Here is a 23,874-nt window from a genome sequence, read left to right on the forward strand (position 1 = left end):
CCAGGGCGCGATGCCTCAGATATTCATTCAGATACTGAGCGCCCAGGAGAGCTCATTATTGTCCGGGACACTCTGCGCATTCACCGGCCAGATCGTCGGCCAGGCGCAATTGTGCGCTGAGGTCGCGCAACGCGGTGCGCACACCTTCTTCAATGACAGGATGATAGAACGGCATGTCCAGCATTTGGGCAACGGTCATCTTCTGCTGGTGCGCCCAGGCCAGCAAGTGAGCCAGATGCTCTGCTGCGGGTCCGACCATTTCAGCGCCCAGTAAACGCCCACTACCATGTTCTGCGTAAATACGCAGATGCCCCTGGTTGATGCCCATGACACGACTGCGGCCCTGATTGTTGAAGGACACTTCGCCAATTGCGTAACAGCCACAATTGTCGAACTTGCTGGTCACTTCCCGGTAGCGCAGGCCAATGCTGGCGATTTGCGGATCACTGAAGACCACACCGATTTGTGAACGGCGCAGGCCTTCGGTCACATCAGGAAACGCGCCTGCATTCCTGCCGGCGATCAGGCCCTGGTCCGCCGCTTCGTGCAGCAGTGGCAACTGATTGGACGCATCGCCGGCGATGAAAATGTGCGGGACGCTGGTTTGCATGGTGTACGGGTCAGCTTTGGGTACACCGCGTGCGTCCAGATCGATGCTCAGGTTTTCCAGACCCAGGTTATCTACATTGGGTTTGCGACCCGTGGCAGCCAGCAGAAAATCGACCGTGACCGAACCGCTGGCGCCGTTCTCCGTGTAATCCACCTTTACGCCCTTGCCGCTGGGCAGCAGACTGACCTGTGTGTCGGCGTCCAGATGCAGATCCATCTCTTTGCCAAAAATCTCCAGTGCTTTTTCCTGCACAACCGGATCGCTAATGCCACCCAGCAGATTGTCCTTACCGAACACGTGCACGGTTACGCCCAGGCGATGCAGGGCCTGGCCGATTTCCAGGCCAATCACGCCCGCGCCGAAGACGGCCACACTGGCAGGCAGCGTTTCCCAGGCAAAGACATCGTCATTGACAATCAGCCGTTCTCCCAGCGACTGCCAGGCAGGCACGACAAAAGGACGCGATCCGGTCGCGATCACAATACGCTGTGCCGTGATTTCAGTATGATCGTCTACGACCACCACATGTTCATTTTTGAAACGTGCACGGCCAAGAATGCGCTGACTGGCGGGAAAAGCCGCCACGTCTTCCAGTACGAAGCCAACGAAGCGGTCGCGTTCGGCGCGTACGCGTGCCATCACCTCGTGGCCGTCTATGCGCAGGGCGCCATCGGGATGCACGCCGAACTGGTCGGCTGTGCGCACATGATGGGCCGCGTCCGCGGCGGCGATAAGCAATTTTGATGGCATGCAACCCACGCGTGCGCAGGTGGTGCCAAATTTGTGGTCTTCTACCAGGTAGACATTGTCTGTGGATTTGCGGGCGGCGCGAAAAGCGCTCATGCCGGCCGTGCCACCGCCCAGAATAAGGACATCGGCGTTGATTGATTTCATATTCGATCCCTGATATTTGGTGTTTTTGACGCAACCGGTTCTGATTCTACCGGTTTACGGGCGAAAAAAAGCAGCGGCAGCACCAAGGGTGCGCCCGCTGCCGACATATCGGCTTTGTGATTGCGATGGTAACGTTGCAATGACATGCCGCGAAAGCAATGCAGTTGCTGTCTGCCGGCATGGTGCCGGCAGGCCGGGGCAGATCGCCAGGCTTTTGATGCGTTACCTGGCCGTGTGATCTGCTGTCCCCTCTGCAACAACCGTCTTACTTGCCGGCGAAATGTGCTGCCAGTTCGTCGCTGCCGCCAATATACTCGCCGCCAATGAAAATCTGCGGCGTGCTGGTTTTACCGGTGATGGCACGAATGGCCACGGTGCTGGCGTCTTTGCCCAGAACCACTTCTTCAAACGGCAGGTCTTTTTCTTTCAACAATGCTTTGGCTTTGGCGCAGTAGCCGCAACCAGGTTTGGTGAACATGACAATTGAAGGTTTGTCCTGGTAGTCTTTGTCGATATAGTGAATCATTGTATCGGCGTCAGACACTTCAAACGGATCGCCTTCTTTCTCTGGCTCGATGAACATTTTTTCAATGACGCCGTCTTTGACCAGCATTGAATAGCGCCAAGAGCGTTTGCCAAAACCCAGATCAGCTTTGTCTACCAGCATACCCATGCCTTCAGTGAATTCGCAGTTGCCATCAGGGATGACCGTGATATTGTCGGCTTCCTGTTGTGATTTCCATTCGTTCATCACGAAGGTATCGTTTACAGATACGCAGACGATCTCGTCAACACCGCGTTCCTTGAACGCTCCGGCCAGTTCGTTATAGCGTGGCAGGTGAGTGGATGAGCATGTTGGCGTAAATGCGCCAGGCAGTGAAAAGACAACAACAGTTTTACCTTTGAAAAGGTCGTCGGTAGACACTTTTTCCCAGGCATCGCCAGAGCGTACGGGGAATGTAACGGATGGGACGCGTTGACCTTCTTTATTCTGCAACATATTGGGTTCCTTTATTGAGTGAAACAAAAACGGGATGAAAACAGGCTGATGGCTGTTAAACCTTGATAACACAGCGGTGTTTCATCAGATGTATCCATTGTACTGAATGGATTGTTATTAGTAAAATTTATTATATTTATATTGTCGATAGTTAAAAACAAAATGCATCGACTGGTGAAATCGAAACCGGCCACTGCGTTGACTTCTGGCAAGGATCGCACGTCTGTAATGCCAGTGTTGGTGCGACATTTTGTGCGAAGAACGGCAGCGCGATTATTAAGGAGAGGCTTGTTGGAAACAGGGGCCTATGAAAATAAGCCTATAACGTAAGTATATAGCGGCCGGTGCCGGGGATTTACACGTGTTGAGCTGACGCTTTTGGCTGCGGGTGCATCCGATGAGGCTTAAATAGCCTCATGTCACAATGAGGTTGTTTGAATTAACGTTGCTTGAACCATTTGATTCGAATCGTTTGATTTGAACCACTGATCAAATAACGTAAATTAACAGAGCTTAAAAGAATTTAACAATAAGTTAACGTTAGTTAAATGACGATTATAGCATAATTAGTCAAACAACGAAAGCACGTAGCTGAGCAGGAAGGGAGCAGCAAGGCTGAGTACCATCCCGGAAAAAAGAGCGGTGACCAGAAATGACGCGCCAGTCGTTTTGCGCACAATGGGCAAAGTGGTGTCCATGGCGGTGGCGCCTGCCGCGCCGATGCCCGCCAAGGGATAGCGGGCGCCGGCAAAGAACAGCACGATGATGGATAGCAGTTCGCGAAACAGATCGGTGAGCAGGGCAGTCGCACCATAAAACTCACCGAGTCTGGCGGTGACCAGCACGCCCGACAGGGAAAACCAGCCAAATCCGCTGGCCAATAGCAGGCCATGACGGATGTCGGTGTCGGTGGCCCAGGCGATCAGGGCGCCAGCCAGCAGGGAAACCATGGCAACGACCAATGGTACGGTGAACATGGCAGGGCGGATGGCATTGCGCTGCAAGGGCGTGTGCGCCAGATCGGTGCCGATCAGAAACAGCAGGATGTACAGAAAAAACTCAGAGTCCGGCACCGGGACGGCAATGTCCCAGTGCGCCGTGAGCATCGCCAGTCCCAGGCCGGCCAGCAAAAATGCCAGTGCGATACCGCATTCGCAGATCACGTGCATGATCCCCAGATCATGTTGCGTCGCCTGTGTGCGCACGTTCGGGCGAAATAGCACCAGCAATACCAGCGAGCACAGTAATGTAATGCCCACCGAGTAAAGGAGCGCGGTTTGCAGAATCAGCACCACCTGGTGCATGGCCGACAGTTGCTGCCCGAAGCGATAGCCAATGGCAAACAGCATGATCCAGACGAATGGTGTGATGGCGCGCGACAGCATTGACACAATGCGGGGCGACAGCAAATAGCCAAGGATGTAGCCGGCCAGCAACCAGGCGGCGATGGGAAATAGCGATAGCAGCAAAGAGGTCATGACAAAGCAACGAGAAACGGAGTGTGCGGCGCGCCGGCGCCGCCAATGAGACGGATGAACGCGGGGTTAAGGCGGCGTTAACGATTAGCCGGACATAACGATTAGCCGGACATAACGATTAGCCGGACATAACGATCAGCCTGGCCGGGCACGATCACTCAGGAGCGATTGCCCGGCAGTTTTTCCTTAAGGCGCTGTTTAATGTCCGGCCATTCTTCCTGCGTGACGCTATACATATGGGTGTCCCGCACCGTGCCGTCACGACGCAGGGCGTGGCCACGCAGCACGCCGTCTTTTTTGGCACCCAGACGTTCAATCGCATTCTGGGAGCGCTGGTTCAGATTGTCTGTACGCCAGCCAACCACATTGGCCTTGAGCGATTCAAAGGCATAAAACAGCAGGAGATATTTGCAGACCGTATTAACATGGGTGCGCTGCCAGGATTGACCGTACCAGGTATAGCCGATTTCAAGCCGGGCAATCTCGGGCACAATGTCGTGATAGCGGGTGGTGCCAATGATTTTGCGGGTTTTGGCGTCCAGCACCACGAACGGCAGCATGTGGCCTTCCTGCTGTCCCTTGAGCGCCGCTTCTATATACGCCGTTTCCTGGCCGGGTTCCGGGACTGACGTAAACGTGAGATTCCACAGTTGCCCGTCGGCCGCCGCATTGCGCAGGCCCTCTGCATGGGCAAGACGCATGGGTTGCAGCACGAGGCCGTGTCCTTCAAGCTGAATAGGTGCCAGAGGTTTGGGAAAAGGAGTGATCATAGGGAAATCCAGCGCAGACCAAAGGTCAAAAGATAGCATTATAAAGAATAAGCGGCGCGCGTAAATGTTCTTTGAATCACTGCCCCGGGGAAACAGGTCACGACAAAAATTTGCGCTAGAGGTGATCCCTAGTGGTCAGACGGTTCACAAATCAGTACTATTTCGAATTCAGGAACCGTGGGGGCGGGTTCTCGCTATGAAACTGCACCCTTGTACGGCTTTCCCTGCAAGATGAAATTCAGGAAGTGAAAAGATGATGAATATGAAAAATTGGCTGCTCGCTGTCACAGTGGGCCTGTCTGCCGGTTTTGGCGCAACAGCGCAGGCTGGCGAGTGGAAAGAACTCAAAATCGGCATTGAGCCCGGCTATGCACCTTTCGAATACAAAAACGCCAAAGGCGAAATCGTCGGGTTCGATGCCGAGGTGATGACCGGGATCTGCGCCAAACTGCAGGCCAAATGCGAATGGGTGGAGCAGTCTTTCGATAGTCTGATCCCGGCGCTGGCCGCACGCAAGATCACGCTGATTCATTCAAGCATGCAGATCACCCCGCAGCGTGAAAAAGTGATTTTGTTCAGCCAGCCCATTTATGGTATTCCCACGCAACTGATGGCGCGTAAGGACAGCGGCCTGCTGCCGACGGCCGAATCGCTCAAGGGCAAGCGCGTCGGGACGCTGCAGGGCAGTACGCAGGAAACCTATGCCAAGCAGCGATGGGGTACTCAGGGCGTGCAAATTGTTTCCTATCAGGACCAGAATCAGACTTTTGCCGATCTCGCATCGGGTCGCCTGGACGCAGCCATTATTGAAAAACCCAACGGTCAGAGCGGGTTCCTGAGCAAACCTGAAGGCAGCAACTTTGCCTTCCTGGGAGATCCCATCACAGATGACAAGGCATTAACCGGTGAAATCGCCATTGGCATGCGCAAATCCGATAGCGATCTCAAGCAGGCCGTTGATAAGGCGCTGAATGAATTGCAGCAGGACGGTACCATTGCCACCATCGCCGGTAAATATTTCAAACCAGGCGAAGTTGATCTGAAAAACGTGAAGCAATAAGCATGTTTCTCCACGGATATGGTGCCCAGATTCTGAGCGGAACCTGGGAAACCGTCAAACTTGCTTTGCTGTCCCTGCTGGTGGCATTCGTGCTGGGCCTGCTGGGCGCCAGCGCCAAATTGTTCGGCAACGGTGTATTGCGGGGCATCGCCCGTGCCTACACCACGCTGATCCGCGGCGTGCCCGATCTGGTGCTGATGTTGCTTATTTTTTTCAGTATCCAGATGGGGCTCAATGAAATCACCGATATGCTGGGCATGGAGGTGGTCGACATCGATCCGTTCTATGCCGGCGTGCTGACCATCGGTTTCATCTATGGTGCCTATTTTGCAGAAACCTTTCGCGGTGCTTTCCTTGCTGTGCCGCGTGGGCAGCTGGAGGCGGCACGTGCCTATGGCATGCGCAGCGGCCAGGTGTTTCGGCGCGTACTGTTTCCGCAAATGATGCGTTTTGCGCTGCCGGGCATCGGCAATAACTGGCAGGTCGTGCTCAAGGCCACCGCCCTGGTGTCCATTATCGGGCTGACCGATCTGGTTCAGGTAACCCAAAGTGCCGGACGGGCCACCTCGTCCATGTTTCTGTTCATTTGTGTGGCCGGGGTCATTTATCTGGTGCTCACCAGCGTGTCCAACATTGTTCTTTGGTGGCTGGAACGCAAGTATTCCGCAGGTGTACGAGAGGCGCAGCTATGATCGAGTCGCTCAATAATTTTCTCACCATTCTGAACGACTATTGGCAGCCGCTGCTGTTCTGGGATGGTACGGCCTTTTCCGGGCTGGCCGTCACGCTATGGGTGCTGGTGCTCTCGCTGCTCCTGGGCCTGGTGCTGGCCATTCCGCTGTCAGTGGGCAGGGTGTCAAAAAATCGCTGGATCGCCTGGCCAATCTGGTTTTTCAGCTACGTCTTTCGTGGCACGCCGTTGTATGTGCAGATTCTGCTGATTTACAGCGGCGTCATCGGTCTGCAGTTCGTGCGCGACACGCCGCCACTGCAGGCTTTTTTCATGAGCGGCTACAATTGTCTGGTGCTGGCCCTGATGCTCAACACCCTGGCCTACACCACCGAGATTTTTGCCGGCTATATCAAAAACAGTGCGCATGGGGAACTGGATGCAGCGCGCGCTTTCGGCATGTCCCGGTATAAAATGTATACGCGTGTAATTTTGCCCTCGGCGCTGCGCCGGGCGTTGCCGGCCTATAGCAATGAAGTCATTCTCATGCTGCATGCCACCTCACTGGCCTTTACCGCCACGGTGCCGGACATTCTGAAGGTGGCGCGCGATGCCAATGCCGCCACCTATCTGACCTTTGCTGCTTATGGTACGGCAGCCGTCATGTATATGTGTATCTCATTTGTTCTCGTGGCACTGTTCCGCAGGCTGGAAAAGAGAACGCTGGGCTTTCTGGGCCACAGCCAACACTAGGATCGTTATGTATAAACTCGATGTTCAGAACATCTGCAAGTCCTACGGACAAAACGAAGTATTAAAGGGCGTTTCGCTGCAGGCAAAGGCCGGTGACGTGATTGCCATGATCGGCTCCAGCGGTTCCGGTAAAAGTACCTTTCTGCGCTGTATCAATTTTCTGGAACAGCCCAATAGCGGAACCGTTTCCCTTAATGGCGAAACCCTCACTGTGAGCAAAGACGCCAGGGGACGCTTGCGCGTGTCAGATGAAAAGCGCCTGCAGGTCTTTCGCACCAAGCTGGCCATGGTGTTCCAGCACTTCAACTTGTGGGCGCACATGACGGCGCTGGAAAACATCATTGAAGCGCCTATTCATGTGCTGGGCGTACCCAGGGCCGAGGCCATTGAGCGCGCACGCCAGTACCTGAACAAGGTAGGCCTGCCACCCGCAGTGGAAAACCAGTATCCGTCCCAGATGTCCGGCGGCCAGCAGCAGCGCGTTGCGATTGCCCGGGCGCTGGCCATGGAACCTGAAGTGATGCTGTTTGACGAGCCCACGTCTGCACTCGATCCCGAACTGGTCGGCGAGGTACTGCGGGTCATGCAGAAACTGGCCGAAGAAGGGCGAACCATGATTGTGGTAACCCATGAAATGGGCTTTGCCCGCAACCTGGCCAGCCACGTCATGTTCCTGCATCAGGGAACAGTCGAAGAAGAAGGTCCGCCAAATGAGGTCTTTGGCAACACGCGCAGTCCGCGTCTGCAGCAGTTTTTGTCCGGAAACCTCAAGTAATGCCGGGCCGCTGCGCCGTTACCCGGCGTGTTTTTGCGGTTGTCCCGCTATTCCTGTCGGTGCGCACCCTCCCACGAGGCGGCCTGTGACCACGTTGACGATCATTGCCTTGTTGTGTCTGGGCGCCTTCGGCGGCTTCATGGCAGGACTGCTTGGCGTTGGCGGCGGCATGGTACTGGTGCCTTTTCTGACTCTGCTGTTTGGTACTTCCCTGATGTCACCTGACCTGGCAGTGCATTCGGCCATCGCCACCAGTATGGGGATGATCCTATTTACATCGATCTCCAGTATGCGAGCCCACCATCGCCAGGGCGCTGTCCTGTGGTCGGTGGTCTTTACGCTGGCGCCGGGGATCCTGCTCGGCGGCTTGCTCTCGGGCGGTGCGGTGTTTGCCTATTTGCATGGCGCAGCGCTCTCGCTGTTTTTTGCGTTGTTCGTCGGCTACTCCGGCATGAATATGTTGCGCAATAAAAAGCCGAAACCCTCCCGGCAACTGCCCGGCATGGTGGGGCGTACGGCCGCCGGTACCGGCATTGGCTTTATTTCAGGTCTGGTCGGCGCCGGGGGCGGATTCCTGTCGGTGCCTTTCATGGTCTGGTGCAATGTGCCGCTGCGCAATGCGGTTGCGACCTCTGCAGCACTGGGGTTTCCCATCGCATTGTCCAATAGCTTTGGATATATCTTGTCCGGTATACGCGAGGTTGGCGTGCACGATGGGATGCTCGGCTATGTGTACTGGCCGGCCCTGATACTGCTGGTGATCATGAGTGTATTAATGGCGCCGGTCGGCGCACGTATGGCGCATACCCTGCCTGTGGACAAACTGCGCAAGGTGTTTGCCGGCCTGTTGTTTGCGCTGGCGGCCTATATGCTGTTCAAGGCGCTGCAGCAATTCGGCGTACTTGGCGGGTAACTGCCGCCCCGCGCCGAGCCGTGCAGCGCTGGCCGCCGTGGTTTGCAAAAACAATAAGATCGGCTAGCGGCGCGCGGTGCGAAACACCTGTGGGTCGTCATAGAACGCCGGGTTTTCGCTGGCGGCGTCCCAGCCCGGAATACCCATGACGGGCAGGGGGCAGTGTGGCTTGACCTGCAATTGTTCCTGGGTCAGAAGCTTTTCCAGTGTTTGTGCCATGACGGTATCAACATCAACAGCGGGCGTATCCGAAGGAATGCGTATCACATTTGCTGTAATGGCCTTGTACGGGTTTACGCATTTTTCCAGCAAGGCATGGCCGACAATAGCGATATGCGTTTGCTGCCACAAGGCGCGTTCCCGTATAAAAGCGCGCTGCCAGTCTCTTTGCTCGATCGCCTCCCATAAGGCGGGGGGCGCCTGCAGAAAAAGACCGCCTTCGTCGAGCAGGGTGATGGTATCGCGAACGACACCGCGCTGCTGCCCCACACCCTGATGTGCGATCTGTTGACACTGAATGTGGTTGAACAGGGTTTTTACCTTCGGAAAACGAAACCAGCTCAGGCCGTTGAAGAAATCATGCACATTGTCCCGGGTTGGGCATGCCTTGTGCTGTCCGATAAAGGCTTCATAGGCTACGCCAGCAGGCAGTGCAGACTGGCTGGTAAAGCGGACCGGGCAGGCAGGCGGCGCCAGCGCATTGAGCAACGGCGCTACCGCCACACAAGACGTGACACCGGTCGCTGCCAGCACCGCTGCGTCCCAGTACGCCTGACCTGGCAGCCAGGTGTGTAAAGGCGACCACCATGGCCTTGTGGTGTCCAGTCCGGAAAGTACTTCAACAATCATGTCACGAGGCCCTGCATCCTAAATTGCCTGTCTTGCGCGATTTATTTGAAGGTGATGGCCGGTTCGGTCTCTCCCCAGGGCATGAGCGGCACCACTGAAATGCTGTTGTATGGTGAGCCGTCGATCAGTTTTTCGCTGACCACCAGATAGATCAGGGATTTATTCGCTTCATCAACCAGACGCGAGACATTCAGGCCTTTGAACAGAAAGCTCATGCGCTGGGTAAACACGTCTTCCTGAACCTTGCGTAAAGGCTGTTCGGTTTTCAGCGGCCCGGTCTGGCGGCATGACAGGGAAAAACGCGAAGGGTTTTCGGCCAGCCCCAGGGCACCCGATACACCGCCGGTTTTGGCATAGGACAAATGGCAGGTGACGCCTTCGACCTGTGGATCGTTGAACGATTGCACACAGACCTTGTCATTGTTGACAATACGCCAGGTGGTGCTGACGCAGCCAACGTCGGAGGCAGCAGAGGCTGGGGCAGAGACGCTAAAGAGCGCGGCGCACGCCGCAAGTGCGAAGCAGAATCGTTTCATGATGGTCATGATCTCTAAGGGAATAAGTTGAATGTCGGCAACGAGTGTACACCCAATTGATCGCGCCGGGACAGTGCCCGGACACCACTGGTGTAGGTAGGTGAAAATCGCGGGTACGGCCGTCGCCAAATGAGACTACAATAGTTTGGCAGGCTGTCGCAGTGGCAACGAAATGCCACGGTTGAAATGCCACTGTCCGCCCGTATTGAATTGTCCTTGGCAGAACCGCTTACCCTATTATTCTATGGAAAAACTACGTATTGATAAATGGCTCTGGGCTGCGCGTTTTTACAAAACGCGCTCGTTGGCGGCTACGGAAATCGGCAAAGGCCGCGTGCTGATCAACGACCAGCCGGTCAAGCCGGCCCGTGAAGTGAGCCTGGGAGATCAGGTTGCGGTTCGGCGTGATCAAACCACCATCACGGTTCAGGTACTGGCCTTATCTGCTGTCCGCGGACCGGCGCCCGTGGCACGCACGCTTTATGAAGAGACTGAAGCCAGTCGCCTGGCGCGCGAGGCTGCGCAGGAACAGCGGCGGCTGGCCAGCGAACCTGCTCTTGGGTTTGAGCATGGTCGTCCTACCAAGCGGGATCGCCGCCAGCTGGATCTGGTGAAAAAGGGGGGCGACTGGTAAGTGGTGCTCAATATAGCCTGGGAAATTGGCCTGCACAATGAAATCAGATTGTAATAAGGGGTTAAACACGCGTGCCTACACCTATCAATTTGTTGCAGATGATTTTACAATCGTGTTCAATTCATTGACACTCAGCCTTTACAACGGGAATTTTCTCAGGTTGTTCAGGTTACACACCTAAAAAAACCGAGGAGTACAGACATGTTGTTTGATACAAAAGCAAGCCGGCTTGCACTGTCGGCACTCTGCGTCAGTGTGGCGCTGGCGCTGGGCGTCTCGCAGGTCACGGCGCAGGAGGTGCCTGCTGCCGCGAGCACCGTCAATCTGCCCGCACCGCCTACCATCAAGTATGACTATGACATGGATATCTTCCATCCGGTCAGCGCTACAAATGGCATGGTGGCGTCTGAACAGCGGCTGGCTTCCGAAATCGGACTGGAAATCCTCAAAAAAGGCGGTAATGCGATAGACGCGGCGGTGGCCGTGGGCTTTGCCCTGGCCGTGGCATTACCCAATGCGGGCAATCTGGGTGGTGGCGGATTCATGATGGTGCACGAGGCGAAATCGGGCAAAACCATTGCGCTTGATTTTCGTGAAATGGCCCCTGCCAAGGCCGGCCGTGACATGTATCTGGACGATAAGGGTCAGGTCATCAACAATAAATCGCTGTATACCCACTTCGCTGTTGGCGTCCCGGGTACCGTCAAGGGTATGGAACACGCCCTGAAAAAATGGGGCACCCTGCCGCTGGCCGATGTGATCCAGCCAGCCATTGCCCTGGCCGAGAAAGGCTATCCGGTCAGCCCAACGCTGGCCGAAGCGCTGGCGGTTGAAAAAGACAATCTGGGCAAGTGGGACACCACCAAGGCCATTTTCTTCAAGGATGATGAGCCGCTCAAAGCGGGCGACCCACTGGTCATGAAAGATCTGGCGGCCTCCATGAAACTGATTGCCGAGCAGGGCAGCGATGCGTTTTATAAAGGGGCCATTGCCGAGCAAATCGTTCAGGAAATGAGCAAGCACCAGGGGCTGATCAGTAAAGAGGATCTGGCCAACTATAAAGTGGTGGAGCGCGAACCGGTTGCCGGTGAATATCGTGGCTACAAGGTCGTGTCCATGCCGCCGCCAAGTTCAGGCGGTATCCATATCATTCAGATGTTGAATGTACTGGAACACTTCCCGCTGAACGAATCAGGCCCGAACAGTGCGAAAACCATTCGCCTGATGGCCGAAACCATGAAGCGCGCCTATGCGGACCGTTCCGAATACCTGGGCGATACGGATTTTGTGAAGGTGCCACAGAAAGGCCTGATTGCCAAATCCTATGCTGACGATCTGGCCAAGCTGGTGGCAGAAGACAAAGTCACCCCCTCCAAAGACATCAAGCCTGGCGCACCGCAAAAATATGAAAGCGATCAGACAACGCACTATTCCGTGGTAGACAAGGAAGGCAATGCCGTTGCCGTTACCTATACGCTCAATCTGAATTTCGGTAGCGGCATCGTAGCGGGCAATACCGGCATTCTGTTGAACAACGAAATGGATGACTTCTCTTCAAAACCCGGTGTGCCCAATGCCTTCGGCCTGATCGGGGGCGATGCCAATGCCATTGAACCCGGCAAGCGGCCACTGTCGTCCATGACCCCGACCATGGTGCTCAAGGACAACAAACCCTGGCTGGTAACCGGTAGCCCCGGCGGCGCGCGCATTATCACAACTGTGCTGCAAACCCTCACCAACAGTATTGATTTTGGCATGAACCCGGCGGTTGCTGCTGCCCAGCCACGTTTCCACCACCAGTGGTTGCCAGATGAACTGCGGCTGGAGCCCGGATTCAGCCCCGATACCGTCGATCTGCTCAAGAAGCAGGGCTACAAGGTGGTTGTTAAACCCACCATGGGCCGCACGCAAACCATACAGATTCGCGACAATATGATGTATGGTTACTCTGATCCGCGTAACCCGGATGGCGTCACGCTGGGATATTGACCTCAGGGGTGTACAACAGTAAAACGGCCTGCGCCTGTTGCAGGCCGTTTTTATTGGGCGCTTGGCTTGCACAGTCAGGGATCAACAGGCGGCAATCAAAACCCCAACGAGAGGTATGACAAGAGCAAACCCACTCGGTTGCTTTGGTATGATGGGGGCAAACCTGATGTCGGACATCGTGAAGTGCTGCATGGACTGAGCCGTGCTGTTGCTGCATTCAGCCCGGTCGGGGCCAATGTAGTCACGCAAAAAGGGAATGTTATGAGCAAATCACTTGTCCAGTTATTGAACATAGACTATCCATTAATTCAGGCACCAATGGCGGGCGTTTCTACGCCGGCACTGGCCGCTGCCGTATCCGAGGCCGGTGCCCTCGGCTCTCTGGGGCTGGCCTCGGCCTCGCTGGATCAGGCACGCAGCATGATCAGCGAAACCCAGCGCCTGACGCGCAAGCCGATCAATATCAATTTCTTCTGTCATCAGCCAACTACGCCCAATCAGGCGGCCAATCAGGCCTGGCTGGATTATCTGCGTCCCATGTTCGAAGAGTTCGGTGCCACACCACCAGCCGAACTCAGGGATATCTACCGACCCTTTCCAGGTTACGCGGATATGCTGGAACTGGTGCTGGAAACCCGCCCGGCGGTGGTCAGTTTCCATTTCGGTCTGCCGTCGCAGGAATACATTGACGCCCTGAAAAACGCCGGCATTGTCCTGATGGCCAGTGCCACCACGCCGGCCGAGGCCCGGCAGATCGAAGCCGCGGGCATTGATGTGCTGGTGGCGCAGGGGTACGAGGCCGGAGGGCACCGTGGCGTGTTCGACCCGGAAAACGGCGACGCCGAGTACGGAACGTTTGCCCTGGTGCATCTGCTGGCGACGCAATCTGCTTTACCGGTGGTGGCTGCCGGCGGCATTATGGACGGTGCAGCGATCAAGGCTGCGCAGGCCCTGGGCGCCGCGGGCGTGCAATGTGGCACGGCGTTTGTACTGTGTCCGGAATCGGCGGCCAATGCCGCGTACCGTGAAGCGTTGCAGAGTGATCGCGCGTATGACACGCGTGTGACGACAACGCTGTCGGGGCGCGCCGCACGCGGTTTGCATAACCGCTTATATGTTGACGAACCGGCCAGCGCCCGTCCGCCCACCCCAGGCTATTCCATGACCTATGATGCGGCCAAGGCACTGAATGCCGCCGCCACTGCCAAAGGTAACACTGATTTTGCAGCCCAATGGGCCGGGCAGGCCGCAGCGCTGGCCCGACCCATGCCGGCAGCGCAAATGGTGCAGACGCTGGTCACGGAAGCGGGCTGGTAAGCCGGCAGGCCTCATGGTGCTGCAAACGGGGCTGTCTTGCGGCGCATACGGGCAGGGTCACGTGATGTGGCCCCGTATCGGCGGTTGAAGATGACACAGTGCAGATCGGCCAGTGAGAAGTGCGTTAACAGCGGTCGGATCGCGTCGGGTCTGGTTCCCTAGTTGGCCCGCCAGGACGGATCGTCACTGCCCCAAAGCCCGCCAACCTGTGAAAAACGCGCATGGCTGTCTATCGTAAAGGCAGGGAGCGATTGCGTCACGATGCCCGATGGGCTGGCCTGGCTGAACTGCCAGCGTGATACATCGGTAAGCGCTATGCCTTTGTCGGTGGCCGTGCCCTGGTCAAGCAGCCAGTTGGCCGTCGCCAGCAAATGTGCCTGTACGCGCCAGGTCCCGCCCTGTTCACTGCGCCATTTAAGCGCACGCAAAATACCGGCAGCCAGCAGATAGCCGGTGGCATGGTCCAGCGCCTGTGCAGGCAGGGCGCCCGGCGTGGTGCCGTCCCGGGACTCCAGCATGCCAATCCCGGTCGCAGCCTGCACGATACTGTCAAACCCGCGCCGATCACCCCACGGGCCGGCAAAGGTCCAGGCCGAAAGTGTAGCGTGAATCAGCTGAGGATAGCGGTGAGCCAGCGCTTCACTATCCAGTCCGAAAGCAGCCAGCGCCTGCGGCCGATAGCCTGTTACCAGGACATCCGCAGTGCTCAGAAGTTCATGCAGCCTGTGCAATGCCTCGGGTTCACGCAAGTCAAGCAGGGCAGAGCGTTTGTCTGCGCCGGTATCCACGTGCTGTACCGGCAGCTCGGGCATGGCCGGATTGTCAATCCGCAGCACATCGCAGCCCAGATAGGCCAGCGTACGCGTGGCGACCGGCCCGGCGATCACCCGGGTCAGATCCAGCACGCGCGGCCGTCCCTGCTGCGGGCTGGATGGAACGGGCGTTCGCGCCGCAATATTATCAATGGATAACAGCGGCACCGACGCGGCCTGCTGTGCCTGTGTCGATTGTTGCCACTGCCCGGTGCTGCGAACCATGACGGCGATGCCCTGGGCTGCCGTGACTTTTTCTTCTACATCAATGGCGCGCCACTGCTTGAGGGTATCGGCCAGTTGTTCGCGCGAGCACCCATCGGGCAGGCCAAGCGCATCCAGCAGGCGCTGGCGGTGATGGGGATAGTTACCATGCAACCGGACCCAGCCATCCTGGGTTTGAAAATAGCCCGAATGGGACTTGAAGACGGCAGCATGCTCACCGTCAATCGTCTGCAACTGATCATTGCGAAAGGCCACCGACACCTGAGCCGGGTCTACCTTTACCGTTTGCGCCTGGCGCAGATCGGCGGCGGCCAGCGCAGCCGCAGCGACGGCACCGCTAGCCAGCTCGCTGACCTGCAGACTGGACGGCAAAAAATTACCCGCGCCCAGTTGCAGATGCTGTTGCACATACTGCGGTGATAATTGCAAAACGGGCAGTACTGCCGAAAGAAGGCGGTTGGGTTGTGGGGTGTCGGATGGGTGCAAGGTATCGGTCATGGTGCTTTTTCCTGAACGTCAGCGTGAAAGACCGTGAATTCGTCAACTTCGAGCCGGCTGGTGGAAAACTGGTTGGCCGGATGCCGGGTGTCTTCGTAGCCCAGGGAGATACCACAAGCGATGATCTGGTCATCGGCAATCTGCAAATGGCGGCGAACGATGTCGGGATAGCTGCTCAGGGCTGCCTGGGGACAGGTATGCAGGCCCAGGGAGCGGGCTGCGACCATGATGTTCTGAATAAACATGCCGGTGTCCATCCAGCTACCGGTTTCCATATCGTTGTCCAGCGTGATGAACAGGACCACCGGCGCATCGAAAAACGCAAAATTGCGCCCGTGCTGGCGTTTCATGCCGGCCTTATCTTCGCGGGTGATGCCAAGTGTGTTGTAGAGCGACCAGCCGGTTTCGCGCCGTCTTGCCAGATAAGGTTCGCGCCATTTAACCGGGTAATACTGGTATTCGCGCTGCTCCGGCTCGCCGTTCTCATGCGCCTGCAGCAGCGCCTGCGACAGTGCGTCGCGAGCGGTGCCGGACACCACATGGACTTTCCAGGGCTGGATGTTACTGCCGCTGGGCGCACGGGCCGAGACATGCAGGATCGTGCGGATGTCTTCGGCGGACACCGGATCGGGTAAAAAACCGCGTACGCTCTTGCGCGTCAGGATCGCCTGCAGGGTATCGTTGTCGAAGTAAGGGTCTCGGCTATTCATGGGCATTCGTCTGGTTGTAGGACATGGATGTCAGTTGAAATAGGCAGCCATCAACACAAGCGACGGCAACTTCACTTTACCATTTTTTCCCTGTCCGCAATCTGTCCGGCCCTGGTTCACGCATGCAGCAAAGGTGATGGCCTGTTCGACCCGTTGCGGGCGCTGCATTTGAACATGACCACAAATTCTAATGCGAATCGTGTCTTATCTTATCGCGAAAAAAACGTTCCCTAATCCGGGCGCGCTCCGTAGACTGTGTTCCACGGTGATCGTCGCAGCACAGCAGTTATCACGTTTGAAATATCACCGGATCGCAGTACTCAATCACCACAAGGAAATCGTCCCATGAGCACGACAGCATTGAAGGTCCGGGAGCTACCCGTTACTCAACAAATCCAGGTTCTGCCTCAGTCCGGGTATACCGGCGCGCTGATCACCGGCGTTAACCTCACCAAACCGCTTTCCCGCGAACAGATTGCCGCCATACGCGGTGCGCTGAACAAATGGGGTGTGGTGTATTTCCGTGACCAGTATTTGAATCACGCTCAGCATATCGCCTTCGGCCGGCAATTTGGCGACGTCACACCAGGGCATCCTTATGAGGGTGATCTGGCCCCTAGCGGTTTTCCGGAAATTCACACGGTCTCACCCGATGCCTACAAAAAACGCTATGGCGAACACTATCGGCGGCAGGAAGGCAGCAACGGCCCTGGCTGGCACGCAGATGTGACGCCGCTGATCAATCCACCGGCGTATTCGATTCTGCGCGCGGAAGTGGTGCCCGAATTCAGTGGCGACACCCACTTCACCAATGTGGCCGCGGCCTATCGCGGTCTGTCCAGGCCGGTGCGTGATCTGATCGATACGCTACGCGCCGAACATCGATTTGGTGCCAGCCAGAACGCCGAACGCAGCAACGAAAAAATCGGCGAATGGGTGCGCAATAAACCGCTGGCATCGGTGCACCCGGTCGTGCGAATACACCCGGACACCGGCGAAAAAGTCATTTACGTCAACCCTTCCTTCACACGGCAGATTGTGGGCGTATCGCCACGGGAAAGCCGCCATATTCTGGATCTGCTGTTTGAACACATTGCCAATCCGGTCTATACCGACAGATTCCGCTGGGAGCCGGGATCGATTGCGTTCTGGGACAACCGGGCGGTGCTGCATCTGGCACCGCGTGATTTCGAGCATCTGGATGTGGCTCGCGTATTGCACCGCATCACCCTGGTGGGCGATGTACCGGTAGGCCCCACGGGTGAGCGATCCACTTCGATTGACGGCGAGCCGTTCCTGGCGGCATGAAGCAGGGTGTCGGCGGTGACATATTGCGCCGACACGATGATTTAATCTCAAAGAGAGCGTAAATACCATGGTTTCCCCTTCTTCCGGCATTGTCTCTGCGATGGCTGATTACCCGGTTGAACTGCTGAGCCGGCAACCGCCGGCAAATCTGCATGTGCCTCGCGTTGCGGAGCCGACAGGGCTGGTTGACCCTACGGTCATTGCGCAGACGCATCAACCACCTGGTCGCATACCTCGCTCGGTTCAACGTTTACTCGGGCCGGTGTTGTTACTGGCGCTATGGCAGTTGCTCAGTTCTGCACAGGTCTTCGATGCGCGCACGACACCGGCGCCCTATACCGTGATCAGTACGGCCTATGCCTTGCTCGCTTCAGGTGAATTGCAAACGCATTTATGGTCTTCGCTGCAGCGCGTGCTTGCTGGGCTGGGGCTGGGCCTTGCCATTGGTCTGACGGGTGCTGTGATAAGTGGCCTGTCGCGTGCCGGCGAAAACATCGTCGATGCGAATATGGAAATCCTGCGCGCGGTGCCCAATTTTGCGCTGTTACCGGTATTGATTGCGTGGTTTGGGATTGGTGAGGACTCAAAAATCATCCTTATTTCGCTGGGCGTACTGGTGGCCATCTATATCAATACGTACAGTGCCATTCGCAATGTCGATGCTGCGCTGATAGAAGCGGCTACGACATTTGGCGTGCGACGGCGCGAGATGATCACGACTGTCATTCTGCCGGGAGCCTTGCCGGGGTTTCTGGTGGGGCTGCGGATTGCTCTGACCAGTGCCTGGCTTGCTTTAATCTTTGCCGAAACCATTAACGCGCCGTTAGGGCTGGGCCGGATGATGTCCGATGCGCGCGAGTATTTCAGGGTCGATATTATCTTTGTGTTATTGGCGGTCTACGCCATTCTGGGGCTGCTCTCGCTCAGTCTGGTGCGGTATCTGGAATCACGCTTGCTGCAATGGCGGAGGGTGTTTGATGGCCGGTAATCCTGCTGCTGTCCAGGTTAAATCCCTGGACAAGCTATTCGGTTCCCGTAAGGTGCTTGACGGTTTGTCACTCACTGTCGGGCAGGGCGAGTTTGTGGCGCTGCTGGGGCGCAGCGGCTCAGGTAAAAGCACTTTTTTGCGCGTACTGGGGGCGCTGGATGCGGATGTCAGCGGCCAGGTGCACGTGCCGGCCAGACGCGCGATTGTGTTCCAGGATCCCAGACTGCTGCCGTGGCAGCGCGTCTTGCGCAACGTGACTGTTGGTTTACCGCAGGACCGATCTACACGTCAACGTGCGGCCGAGGCGCTGGATGAGGTGGGGCTGGCACGTCACGCGCAAGCCTGGCCACGAACACTGTCCGGTGGCGAGGCGCAGCGCGCTGCACTGGCCCGGGCACTGGTGCGCGAACCGCAACTGCTCTTGCTGGATGAACCTTTCGGTGCGCTTGATGCATTGACGCGTTTGCGCATGCATGTGCTGTTGCGCAATTTATATGAACGGCATCGGCCGGCCGTGTTGCTGGTCACGCATGATGTAGACGAAGCAATGTTGCTGGCCGATCGCGTGCTGGTGCTGACTGACGGCAGTATTTCATTTGACGAGCACGTAGGCATTGACGATCCGGTGCGACGCAACAGCCCGCGCTTTGATCAGTTGCGAGATGCCTTGCTGCAGGAACTGGGCGTGGCACAAGCCTGAACAGGCTGATTTTTTGAATTCCGTTGATACGGAGAGGTCACTATGCAATTGTCAATTTTCGGCCAGATAAGCCGTTTTCGTTCCACAACTATCGCCCGGACACGAAGCCTTGCGGTTACGGGAGCTCTGGTGTGCGTGTGCCTGCCGGCGTTCGCCGCGACGCCAAATGACGATCAGGCAGACTTTGCCCGGAAACTGCAGGATGCTGTTCCCGCCGGGGTGCGTTTGGTTGTTGCCGAACAGAACGATCAGTTTTCCGTTCCCTGGAAGATATCCGGGCTGGGTGAGCATGCACCATACAACATTAACTTTGCCAATTTCAACGGCGGGCCGGCGGTTTTGGAGGCGCTGGTGGCTGGAGCGGTGGATGTGGGTTTCATTGGTGAAGCGCCGTTGCCGATTGCGCTGGCGGCGGGCGTGAAGGATCTTAAGGTGATTGCTGCCATTGCCAATCCGGGCAGTCCCGGCAATATTTTTCTGGTGGCGCAACCTGGCAGCAATATCAAAAATGCCACCGATCTGGCCGGTAAAAGCATTGCCTATCCGCCAGGTACGGGCCGGCACATGATTCTTAGCGGTATCCTGCATTCCGCCGGGCTGGATATACGTAAGGACATCCGCAGTGTTGCACTGGCTGGATCGGAAGTGGCGCCTACGTTTGCGTCCCGCTCGGTCGATGCTGCTATCGTCCTGGGACAGCAATTGTTCAGATTGGGCAGTCCGCCGATTATTGAAGATGGCACCGGACACAACTGGGGTCTGAATGTACTGGTAACGCGTCAATCCGTACTGGATGATCCGGCCAAAGTGCAGGCGCTGGCCGATCTGACGCGGCGTGCGGTGCAGGTGCTTAACTGGCAGCAACGCAATGCCGAGCAATGGATCAACGCAAGCTACGTAAAGCAGCAAGGGCTGACGTATGAACAGGGTAAATATCTGTATGACAAATCGGGCCTGGGCACTTACTACCCGATAGAAAACAGACTCAGCCAGGTTTATCAGCAAATTGCTGACGGCCTGTACGAAACCGGTGCATTGCAGAAAAAGGTAACGATTGCTCCGTTTCTGGATGCGCGATTCAACGATATTGTCGCAAGCCAGAATCGTTTGGACGGCATTGTACCTAAGCAGCTTGAGAACAACCAGCACGCGGTGATTTCAGCGCAAAGCGCGCCGACACCGGCGAGCGCATCGGCAGCGGCTGCAGCGATCACGGGTGTCAAATCCGATACAACGCCCGTCGCGCTCGCTCAGCCGACCCGGGTGGCGCCATGAATATGCAGCACGTTCGATGAACTGCGGTTGCAGCAGTTCAATCATTTAAAAGGATTTGTTATGTCATATGTAATTGAAGCAACAGAGACACAAGTCGCCGCTAAGCCCTCAGCGAGGCCGCAGTTTTCCATTACGCCGCTCACCGCGCATATCGGCGCGCAAATAGATGGCCTGGACCTGCGCTTTACCCTGACGCAATCGCAGACTGCCGCCATCCGTGCCGCACTGCTCAAGTGGAAAGTGATTTTCTTTCGTAACCAGTACCTGAGCCATGAACAGCACGTTGCATTCAGTCGGCAATTTGGTCAGCTTACGGTTGGTCATCCGGTTTTCGGCTATGTAGAAGGGCATCCTGAGATCTATTCGGTGGGCCGCAATCGCAAGGCGAATCGCTTCGACGGCCAGCGCCTGGTGCGTCCATGGACCGGCTGGCATACGGATGTGACGGCAGCCGTGAATCCGCCATTTGCCTCCATTCTGCGAGGCGTTACCATTCCGCCTTATTCGGGCGATACCCAATGGACTAATCTGGTCGCCGCCTATCGTGGCTTGTCGCCAACGTTGCGGGCGTTCGTTGATACGCTCTTCGGTGAGCACCGGTTTGCGCCGCCGGAAGGCGCACAGGCAAAGACCGCATTTGAACGGGATGTCAGCAAACGGCCTTTGGTCAGCCATCATCCTCTGGTACGCGTGCATCCTGAGAGCGGTGAACGGGCGCTTTATGTCAGCCCGTCGTTCCTCAAGCATGTGGTGGGCCTTGCGCCGCGCGAAAGCGAGCAGCTATTGCAGTTGTTGTTTGAACATGTGATTAGACCGGAATACACGGTACGCTTCAAATGGGAGCCTGGATCAATTGCGTTCTGGGACAACCGGTCCACAGCCCATCTGCCGCCGGTCGATATTTTTGATACGACCTTTGATCGCCAGCTTTATCGCACCACTCTGGTGGGGGATATTCCGGTAGGGCCTGACGGTACGTCATCGGAGGCCATTGAAGGAGATCCGGTACTGGCCCATCGCGCAGACTGATATGCACTTGCGTAAAATGCGCTGTCGACGGTCTGCATGATAAGTTTTTCTGCTTTAACCTTTTCACCACCGATCCTGCCATTGTCTCCTCCTGGCGGATCGGTGGCTTTTCTATCGGTGGCTTGTTATCAGGTGGCTTGTCATTACGTGGCGCCTGGTTTGTGCACCTGACGTTTACGGCTGCGTGGGCAGATCAAACACCAGCACTTCTGCATCGCTGCCGTTTTCGAGGACCACCGATTTTTCATCTGTGATTTTCAGTGCATCGCCCGCCTGCAACTGCCGGCCATTGACGGTCACAGTGCCTTTAGCCACGTGAACATAGCCGGCGCGCCCGGCTGCCAATTCGTGAGTCACGGTCGGATCGGCATTCAGGATGCTGGCATATATCCGTGCATTCTGATGGATCAGTACCGAGCCCTGTTCCCCTTCGGGAGAGGCAATCAGGCGCAGGCGGCCTTTTTTCTCTGCAGGCGCAAAGTGCTTTTCCTCATAGCCCGGTGCGATACCGGTACGGTCCGGCTCGATCCAGATTTGCAGAAAGTGCACTGGCTGATCGGGCGAGTGATTGTATTCACTATGCATGACACCGGTCCCGGCACTCATCCGCTGCACATCACCATAGCCAATTGCTGATCCATTGCCCATACTGTCAGAGTGCGCGAGTTTGCCTTCCAGTACATATGAAATAATTTCCATGTCGCGGTGACCGTGCTTGCCGAATCCGCGTCCGGCCTGTACTCGGTCCTCATTGATGACAAGTAGTGGCCCGAACCCGGTATGGGCGGGATCATAATAGCCGCCAAAGGAAAATGAATGGCGTGAACTGAGCCATCCGTGTTCAGCTACGCCGCGTTCTTCACTTTTTCTGATTTCAAGCATTTTATTCTCTCCCTGAAAATGGATTAGGATGCGTCAAAGGCTATCGATCGATTGCGTTTGCAATGGATCTGCATTGAATGCTGTACGCCTTCTGTTGCATCGCTGATAGTGTTATTGTATGGGGTATATTACGGATTCTGTAGACCGAAATTCGGAACTCTTTTTCCTCTATCTGGAACAATCGAAACCCTCATGACACTCAATGCAAACGATCTGATCCTTTTCGCTCAGGTCATGGATTCCGGTAGTTTTTCTGCCGCAGCAGAGCGACTCGGCCTGCCTAAGTCCACCCTGTCACGCCGCATCAGCGGACTGGAAACGGAGCTGGGGGAACGCCTGATCACGCGCAGCACGCGCAAGCTGGTGATTACCGAGTTTGGCAGTGAAATTCTGGAACACGCCCGCCGCATGGTGGATGAGACTGAATGCACCATGGCCTTTGCCCTGAACCGTCAGGCAACGCCCCAGGGTACATTGCGTGTGTCATTTCCGCCCGATTTTTTTGAACATGCGCTTGCTGAGTTTTTGCCTTTGTTTTCGGAGAAGCATCCGAATGTGAGGCTGGAACTCGATCTATCTGCAAGGCGGGTGGATTTGCTGACCGAGCGATTCGATGTCGCCATTCGCGTGGCAACCACTTTGCCTGATGACAATAGTCTGGTCGCGCGTCGCCTGGCGACGCTGGTCACCGCGCTGTATGCCAGTCCGGCTTATATCAGCAAGTATGGCGCGCCACAAGAGCCGGCAGATCTGAAGGAACATCGAGGACTGTTGCTGATGAACAGTGTGGGTGAGACCCGGCGCTGGCGGTTGAGTCGGGGCACTGATTACTGGGAGGGGTCACCAGCCACTTGTATGTTCAGCTCAAATTCTCTGGGGCTGCAGCGGATCATGGCGCTCAATGATTTGGGGATAGGAGGCTTGCCCGAGCCCATGGCCAGACCATTTGTGGAAAACGGTACGCTGATACCCATTTTGCCGGGCTGGCATTCACCGGAAGCCATCGTGTGGTGCGTTACGCCCGGGCGACGCCTGCTATCGCCAGCCACAAGAGCGTTTATTGATGTCTTCAGCCAGGTTATGAAGCGTAATGCTGCATATCGGATTGCAGATATCAAAGTGGTGATGGCCGGGCTGCCTTAGAATTCGGTTAAAAGACGCATTCGCAGAACACAACTGAGGAAAGCAACCGAGGCAGG

At 56.4% G+C, this 23,874-nt stretch carries 23 protein-coding genes; 14 read left to right on the top strand and 9 right to left on the bottom strand.

What is annotated here, in order from left to right; all coding sequences use genetic code 11:
• Nucleotides 1-55: 55 nt before the first annotated feature.
• The 4 genes from MIM_RS01985 to MIM_RS02005 all read right to left on the bottom strand — a co-directional run bounded on the left by MIM_RS01985 (nt 56) and on the right by MIM_RS02005 (nt 4,752).
• On the bottom strand, nt 56-1,504 hold the full coding sequence (locus MIM_RS01985; protein WP_025371087.1) for a dihydrolipoyl dehydrogenase: 1,449 nt from the start codon (nt 1,502-1,504) through the stop codon (nt 56-58).
• 265 nt (nt 1,505-1,769) lie between these two features.
• Nucleotides 1,770-2,504, bottom strand: a complete 735-nt coding sequence (locus tag MIM_RS01995; RefSeq protein ID WP_025371088.1) for a glutathione peroxidase — start codon at nt 2,502-2,504, stop codon at nt 1,770-1,772.
• Between the two features lie 566 nt (nt 2,505-3,070).
• Nucleotides 3,071-3,982, bottom strand: coding sequence for a lysine exporter LysO family protein (locus MIM_RS02000; RefSeq protein ID WP_025371089.1), 912 nt, complete (start codon nt 3,980-3,982; stop codon nt 3,071-3,073).
• Nucleotides 3,983-4,140: 158 nt separating this feature from the next.
• A complete protein-coding gene (locus MIM_RS02005) occupies nt 4,141-4,752 on the bottom strand; it encodes a GNAT family N-acetyltransferase (protein ID WP_025371090.1) in 612 nt (203 codons plus the stop codon).
• A gap of 253 nt (nt 4,753-5,005) precedes the next feature.
• Between MIM_RS02005 and MIM_RS02010 the strand changes: the two genes are divergently transcribed.
• The 5 genes from MIM_RS02010 (at nt 5,006) to MIM_RS02030 (ending at nt 8,923) form a co-directional block, all read left to right on the top strand.
• Complete coding sequence (locus MIM_RS02010) at nt 5,006-5,812, top strand: transporter substrate-binding domain-containing protein (protein WP_025371091.1); 807 nt, start codon at nt 5,006-5,008, stop codon at nt 5,810-5,812.
• 2 nt (nt 5,813-5,814) lie between these two features.
• Nucleotides 5,815-6,504, top strand: coding sequence for an ABC transporter permease (locus MIM_RS02015; RefSeq protein WP_025371092.1), 690 nt, complete (start codon nt 5,815-5,817; stop codon nt 6,502-6,504).
• A complete protein-coding gene (gene hisM / locus MIM_RS02020; protein ID WP_025371093.1) occupies nt 6,501-7,235 on the top strand; it encodes a histidine ABC transporter permease HisM in 735 nt (244 codons plus the stop codon). Before MIM_RS02015 ends, hisM begins: the two co-directional genes overlap by 4 nt.
• 7 nt (nt 7,236-7,242) lie before the next feature.
• Nucleotides 7,243-8,010 carry an ABC transporter ATP-binding protein gene (locus MIM_RS02025; RefSeq protein WP_025371094.1) on the top strand — a complete coding sequence of 256 codons (768 nt, stop codon included), beginning with the start codon at nt 7,243-7,245 and terminating at the stop codon, nt 8,008-8,010.
• A gap of 85 nt (nt 8,011-8,095) precedes the next feature.
• Nucleotides 8,096-8,923: a sulfite exporter TauE/SafE family protein gene (locus MIM_RS02030; RefSeq protein WP_144084572.1), complete on the top strand. Its 828-nt coding sequence runs from the start codon at nt 8,096-8,098 to the stop codon at nt 8,921-8,923.
• A 63-nt stretch (nt 8,924-8,986) separates the two neighbouring features.
• Here MIM_RS02030 and MIM_RS02035 read toward each other — a convergent pair whose 3' ends face one another.
• Together MIM_RS02035 and MIM_RS02040 are read right to left on the bottom strand one after the other, a co-directional pair.
• Nucleotides 8,987-9,772, bottom strand: a complete 786-nt coding sequence (locus MIM_RS02035; protein ID WP_042069857.1) for a DUF3025 domain-containing protein — start codon at nt 9,770-9,772, stop codon at nt 8,987-8,989.
• Nucleotides 9,773-9,813: 41 nt separating this feature from the next.
• Complete coding sequence (locus tag MIM_RS02040) at nt 9,814-10,317, bottom strand: CreA family protein (RefSeq protein WP_052342259.1); 504 nt, start codon at nt 10,315-10,317, stop codon at nt 9,814-9,816.
• 235 nt (nt 10,318-10,552) lie between these two features.
• Between MIM_RS02040 and MIM_RS02045 the strand changes: the two genes are divergently transcribed.
• The 3 genes from MIM_RS02045 to MIM_RS02055 all read left to right on the top strand — a co-directional run bounded on the left by MIM_RS02045 (nt 10,553) and on the right by MIM_RS02055 (nt 14,248).
• Nucleotides 10,553-10,942 (top strand): RNA-binding S4 domain-containing protein, encoded by a 390-nt coding sequence (locus tag MIM_RS02045; protein ID WP_025371098.1) that lies wholly within the window; start codon nt 10,553-10,555, stop codon nt 10,940-10,942.
• Nucleotides 10,943-11,143: 201 nt separating this feature from the next.
• On the top strand, nt 11,144-12,931 hold the full coding sequence (gene ggt / locus MIM_RS02050; protein ID WP_025371099.1) for a gamma-glutamyltransferase: 1,788 nt from the start codon (nt 11,144-11,146) through the stop codon (nt 12,929-12,931).
• 261 nt (nt 12,932-13,192) lie between these two features.
• A complete protein-coding gene (locus tag MIM_RS02055; RefSeq protein WP_025371100.1) occupies nt 13,193-14,248 on the top strand; it encodes an NAD(P)H-dependent flavin oxidoreductase in 1,056 nt (351 codons plus the stop codon).
• Nucleotides 14,249-14,406: 158 nt separating this feature from the next.
• Here the strand turns inward: MIM_RS02055 and MIM_RS02060 are convergent, their stop codons facing one another.
• Together MIM_RS02060 and MIM_RS02065 are read right to left on the bottom strand one after the other, a co-directional pair.
• Complete coding sequence (locus MIM_RS02060; RefSeq protein WP_025371101.1) at nt 14,407-15,783, bottom strand: CoA transferase; 1,377 nt, start codon at nt 15,781-15,783, stop codon at nt 14,407-14,409.
• Entirely contained in the window at nt 15,780-16,493 is a 714-nt protein-coding gene (locus MIM_RS02065) for a nitroreductase (protein ID WP_025371102.1), read from the bottom strand. The genes MIM_RS02060 and MIM_RS02065 overlap by 4 nt, the downstream gene beginning before the upstream one ends.
• A gap of 345 nt (nt 16,494-16,838) precedes the next feature.
• On the opposite strand from MIM_RS02065, the gene MIM_RS02075 reads away from it, so the two are divergent.
• From MIM_RS02075 to MIM_RS02095, 5 genes are all read left to right on the top strand, one after another.
• Nucleotides 16,839-17,801, top strand: coding sequence for a TauD/TfdA dioxygenase family protein (locus MIM_RS02075; RefSeq protein WP_025371103.1), 963 nt, complete (start codon nt 16,839-16,841; stop codon nt 17,799-17,801).
• A gap of 67 nt (nt 17,802-17,868) precedes the next feature.
• Nucleotides 17,869-18,789, top strand: coding sequence for an ABC transporter permease (locus tag MIM_RS02080; protein WP_144084573.1), 921 nt, complete (start codon nt 17,869-17,871; stop codon nt 18,787-18,789).
• The gene (locus MIM_RS02085) at nt 18,779-19,489 is read left to right on the top strand and encodes an ABC transporter ATP-binding protein (protein WP_025371105.1); all 711 of its coding nucleotides are present in this window, start codon (nt 18,779-18,781) and stop codon (nt 19,487-19,489) included. The genes MIM_RS02080 and MIM_RS02085 overlap by 11 nt, the downstream gene beginning before the upstream one ends.
• A 42-nt stretch (nt 19,490-19,531) precedes the next feature.
• Entirely contained in the window at nt 19,532-20,764 is a 1,233-nt protein-coding gene (locus MIM_RS02090; RefSeq protein WP_025371106.1) for an ABC transporter substrate-binding protein, read from the top strand.
• A gap of 60 nt (nt 20,765-20,824) precedes the next feature.
• On the top strand, nt 20,825-21,793 hold the full coding sequence (locus MIM_RS02095) for a TauD/TfdA dioxygenase family protein (protein WP_025371107.1): 969 nt from the start codon (nt 20,825-20,827) through the stop codon (nt 21,791-21,793).
• A 174-nt stretch (nt 21,794-21,967) separates the two neighbouring features.
• Here MIM_RS02095 and MIM_RS02100 read toward each other — a convergent pair whose 3' ends face one another.
• The gene (locus tag MIM_RS02100) at nt 21,968-22,675 is read right to left on the bottom strand and encodes a pirin family protein (protein ID WP_025371108.1); all 708 of its coding nucleotides are present in this window, start codon (nt 22,673-22,675) and stop codon (nt 21,968-21,970) included.
• A 192-nt stretch (nt 22,676-22,867) separates the two neighbouring features.
• Here MIM_RS02100 and MIM_RS02105 point away from each other — a divergent pair, with 192 nt between their 5' ends.
• Nucleotides 22,868-23,818, top strand: coding sequence for a LysR family transcriptional regulator (locus MIM_RS02105; RefSeq protein WP_025371109.1), 951 nt, complete (start codon nt 22,868-22,870; stop codon nt 23,816-23,818).
• Nucleotides 23,819-23,874: the final 56 nt, after the last annotated feature.

The organism is Advenella mimigardefordensis DPN7, from assembly GCF_000521505.1.
In the GTDB taxonomy this organism is placed as follows: Bacteria; Pseudomonadota; Gammaproteobacteria; order Burkholderiales; family Burkholderiaceae_B; genus Advenella; species Advenella mimigardefordensis.